Raw genomic sequence first — 3,995 nt, forward strand, 5'->3', positions numbered from 1 at the left:
ACTCAGAAACCCTGTGTCATCATTGTTTCGGCAGAGCAGGAATAGTCTTCAGGGGATAAAAGCCGACAGCAGAATATGACATGTCAAAGAAACCGGATTTCTTTGACGGATCATTCTGACGTGTTAGAAAAAACACATATTGCTACCACGTCAGGATGTCATGTTAACGCCAACCTACCTTATTCGACCTTTGCCGCCTCAGACGGACATAGAAACGGTTCCGGTTCTCAGGGCGCTGGTCGAGGCCAATAAGGCTCTGGCGGAACTGAAGGGGCGGGCGGCAACTATTCCCAATCAGGGGATCCTGATTGATACGCTGGCTTTGCAGGAAGCCAAGGCGTCCTCGGAAATCGAGAATATCGTCACCACCCAGGATGAGCTCTTTCAGGCCGATCTGTTTCCTGAGGGGCCGGACTCAGTGGCGGCCAAGGAGGTCGCCCTGTATCGCGATGCGCTGCATCTTGGGTTTCAGCAGCTGAAGGAAACCGACGGGTTGATCCTGAACAAGGGGCTGATCGCGATTTTCCAGAGGCTCAAGAAGAGGGCGGATGGGTTTCGAAACACACCAGGAACGGCCCTGAAGAACGAGCGCACGGGGGAAGTGGTTTTTGTGCCGCCGCAGGATGGGCGGGAGATTATCCGGCATATGTCGGATCTGGAGCGGTTCGTGAATGATGACGGGCTCTGTGATCTGGATCCGCTCATCAAGATGGCTCTGATCCACCATCAGTTTGAGAGCATCCACCCCTTCCCCGATGGAAATGGCCGTGTCGGGCGGATCCTGAATGTATTGTATCTGACCCGGACTGGTCTTCTGGATATCCCGATCCTCTACCTGTCGCGCTACATCACCCGCCACAAGGATGAATATTATCATCTGTTGCAGAAGGTGCGGGATGAAGGCGCATGGGAGGCGTGGATCCTCCACATGCTGCGTGCCGTGGCTGAGACATCCAGGATTACCCTTGATCTGATTGAAGGCATGCGGGCGCAGATGGCCACCATGAAGCAGCGGATGCGCACGGAACTGCCCAAGATTTACAGTCAGGAGCTGTTGAACAACCTGTTCCGGCATCCCTACACGAAAATCGAGTATGTCCAGGCAGATCTGAACATCGCGCGTCAGACGGCAGGGAAATATCTCGATCAGCTGTCAGAGAAAGGTCTGCTGTCCAAGCACCGCTCAGGACGGAGCAATTATTATATCAACGCACCTCTGGTCCGCCTCTTCCTGGAAGTGTCCGGTGGTGCATGAGGTGTATGATCTGGTTTTCGAACGTATGGAATTTTATGCATGAATCCCGTTGAGGTTGAAGACGCTGTCTCCAGGATCAACAGGAAAACCGCTTACCGCCTTGCGACCGACAGCAAGCTGCCCGGATTCAGGGTTGGCGGCACGTGGCGGTTTCGGCGCGTGGATATTGAGGATTGGATCGAGCATGAAGCCAATCCGAAGAAGGACAAAAAGAGATGACCGGCCAAGAACAACGCGCAGCGCTACAACGGAAAATCTGGGACATCGCGAACGATGTGCGTGGCTCGGTCGATGGCTGGGACTTCAAACAGTATGTCCTTGGCACGCTCTTCTATCGGTTCATCAGCGAGAATTTCGCCTCATATATCGAGGCGGATGACGAGAGCATCGATTATGCGGCTTTATCCGATGACGTCATCACTGATGACATTAAGGACGACGCTATCAAGACCAAGGGCTATTTCATCTACCCTAGCCAGCTGTTCGCCAATGTGGCGGACGATGCCAACACGAATGACAGCCTGAACACTGATCTGGCGCAGGTCTTTAAAGCTATTGAAGCCTCAGCCAATGGCTATCCGTCTGAGGAAGATATCAAGGGCCTGTTCGCCGATTTCGATACGACCAGCACGCGCCTTGGTAATACCGTCGCGGAAAAGAATAGCCGATTAGCTAAGGTGCTTAAGCGCGTTGCGGAATTGAATTTCGGGGACTTCCACAACAGTCAGATTGATCTGTTCGGCGATGCCTATGAATTCCTGATCTCGAATTATGCCGCCAATGCGGGCAAGTCTGGTGGAGAGTTCTTCACGCCGCAGCATGTCTCGAAGCTCATCGCGCAGCTTGCTATGCACGGGCAGGAAAAGGTCAACAAGATTTACGACCCGGCCTGCGGCTCTGGCTCGCTGTTGCTACAAGCCAAGAAGCAGTTCGATGAACACATCATTGAAGAGGGTTTCTTCGGGCAGGAGATCAACCACACGACCTATAACCTCGCCCGCATGAACATGTTCCTGCACAACATCAATTACGACAAGTTCAATATCCAGCGCGGCGATACGCTTACCCAGCCGCATTTCCAGGACGACAAGCCCTTTGATGCCATCGTTTCCAACCCGCCCTATTCGGTGAAGTGGATCGGCTCGGACGATCCCACTCTGATCAACGATGACCGCTTTGCTCCGGCGGGCGTGCTGGCACCCAAATCAAAAGCCGATTTCGCCTTTGTGCTCCATGCGCTCAGCTATCTCTCGGCGAAGGGTCGCGCGGCGATCGTATGTTTCCCGGGAATCTTTTATCGCGACGGGGCGGAAAAGAAGATCCGGCAATATCTGGTCGATAACAACTATGTCGAAGCGGTGATCGCGCTCGCCTCCAACCTTTTTTACGGCACGACCATCGCGGTGACGATCCTGGTCCTCGCCAAGAACAAGACCGACACGGCCATCCAATTCATCGACGCCAGCGGGGAAGAATTCTTCAAGAAGGCTACCAACACCAATCTGATGACGGACCATCACATCGCGCGGGTGATGGAGATTTTTGGTCGTAAGGAAGACGTCGATCATGTCGCCGCCTTGGTGTCGTATGAGACCATCGTGGAGCGCGGCTATAACCTCTCGGTCAGCTCCTATATCGAGCCGCGCGACACGCGCGAAATTGTCAGTATTGGTGAGCTGAATGAGGAGATCAGAACCACGGTTCTGAGGATCGACCAGCTGCGCGCCGACATCGATGCCATCATTGCGGAGATTGACGCATGAGTGCAGCGGAATTTCTGGAGAAGCTGCTGGACGGAGCTGAGGTGGTTTGGAAGCCGTTAGGGGATATTGCTCAGTATTCAACGACCCGCATCGGTTCCGATCAGCTTAATCAGTCAAACTATGTCGGAGTGGACAACCTTCTTCAAAACCGAGCTGGGAGGGTAAATTCAAACTACGTTCCAACGTCCGGCAATCTTACAGAATTTAAGGAGGGCGACGTCCTAATAGGTAACATTCGTCCCTACCTCAGGAAAATCTGGCACGCAGATCGGAGAGGTGGAACCAATGGGGACGTTCTGGTGGTTCATCCAACAGACTCTGTGTTGAACTCGCGCTATCTTTTTCAGGTTCTGACCGACGAAAATTTCTTCGCGTACAATATTCAGCACTCCAAGGGCGCAAAGATGCCTCGTGGAAGCAAAACTCACATTCTACAATATCTTGTCCCCATCCCCTGCCCCGATGATCCGCAGAAGTCACTGGCGATACAGGGGGAGATTGTTCGGATACTCGACAGCTTCACCGAGCTTACCACCGAGCTTACCACCGAGCTTACCCAGCGCAAAAAGCAATACAACCACTACCGCGATCAGCTTTTAAGCCATCCTTCTGGAAACATGGCATGGAAGCCTCTTGGCTGGGTTGGTGAAGTACGTATGTGCAAACGAGTGATGAAGAACCAAACATCAGAGGCAGGTGACATCCCGTTTTTCAAAATCGGGACGTTTGGGCGAGAACCAAATGCCTATATTTCTAAAGAGCTATTCGAGAATTTCAAAAAAAAATATAGCTACCCAAAGATTGGTGACGTTTTGATATCTGCAAGCGGCACAATCGGTCGGACAGTTATATTTGATGGTGAAGAGGGCTCTGTTGCAAAATTCGGGTATTGGGTGTGCTGAACCCTTTTCGTGGGTTTCCCTTACGCGACAGCGTGGGTGACGGGGATTCCGAGCGCGGTGAAGCGGTTGAGTATG

General features: G+C 52.7%; 4 protein-coding genes. All 4 read left to right on the forward strand.

All coding sequences use genetic code 11. The annotated features are described in order from the left end of the window. Positions 1 to 160 precede the first annotated feature (160 nt). The 4 genes from GOB86_RS14790 to GOB86_RS14805 are packed head-to-tail and all read left to right on the forward strand — an operon-like array spanning position 161 to position 3,920. Complete coding sequence (locus tag GOB86_RS14790) at positions 161 to 1,255, forward strand: Fic family protein (protein WP_165993412.1); 1,095 nt, start codon at positions 161 to 163, stop codon at positions 1,253 to 1,255. Positions 1,256 to 1,294: 39 nt separating this feature from the next. Next, positions 1,295 to 1,474 (forward strand): helix-turn-helix domain-containing protein, encoded by a 180-nt coding sequence (locus tag GOB86_RS14795; protein WP_165993414.1) that lies wholly within the window; start codon positions 1,295 to 1,297, stop codon positions 1,472 to 1,474. Further along, positions 1,471 to 3,018 carry a type I restriction-modification system subunit M gene (locus tag GOB86_RS14800; protein WP_165993417.1) on the forward strand — a complete coding sequence of 516 codons (1,548 nt, stop codon included), beginning with the start codon at positions 1,471 to 1,473 and terminating at the stop codon, positions 3,016 to 3,018. Before GOB86_RS14795 ends, GOB86_RS14800 begins: the two co-directional genes overlap by 4 nt. Continuing rightward, positions 3,015 to 3,920 carry a restriction endonuclease subunit S gene (locus tag GOB86_RS14805; protein ID WP_165993418.1) on the forward strand — a complete coding sequence of 302 codons (906 nt, stop codon included), beginning with the start codon at positions 3,015 to 3,017 and terminating at the stop codon, positions 3,918 to 3,920. The genes GOB86_RS14800 and GOB86_RS14805 overlap by 4 nt, the downstream gene beginning before the upstream one ends. The last annotated feature ends 75 nt before the right edge of the window (positions 3,921 to 3,995 follow it).

The organism is Acetobacter lambici (assembly GCF_011516885.1).
Classification (GTDB): domain Bacteria; phylum Pseudomonadota; class Alphaproteobacteria; order Acetobacterales; family Acetobacteraceae; genus Acetobacter; species Acetobacter lambici.

Bases quoted from the DNA above. Each gene is read 5' to 3' on its own strand.
- GOB86_RS14800 (WP_165993417.1), top strand. From the start codon at position 1,471: ATGACCGGCCAAGAACAACGCGCAGCGCTACAACGGAAAATCTGGGAC.
- GOB86_RS14805 (WP_165993418.1), top strand. From the start codon at position 3,015: ATGAGTGCAGCGGAATTTCTGGAGAAGCTGCTGGACGGAGCTGAGGTG.
- GOB86_RS14790 (WP_165993412.1), top strand. From the start codon at position 161: ATGTTAACGCCAACCTACCTTATTCGACCTTTGCCGCCTCAGACGGAC.
- GOB86_RS14795 (WP_165993414.1), top strand. From the start codon at position 1,295: ATGAATCCCGTTGAGGTTGAAGACGCTGTCTCCAGGATCAACAGGAAA.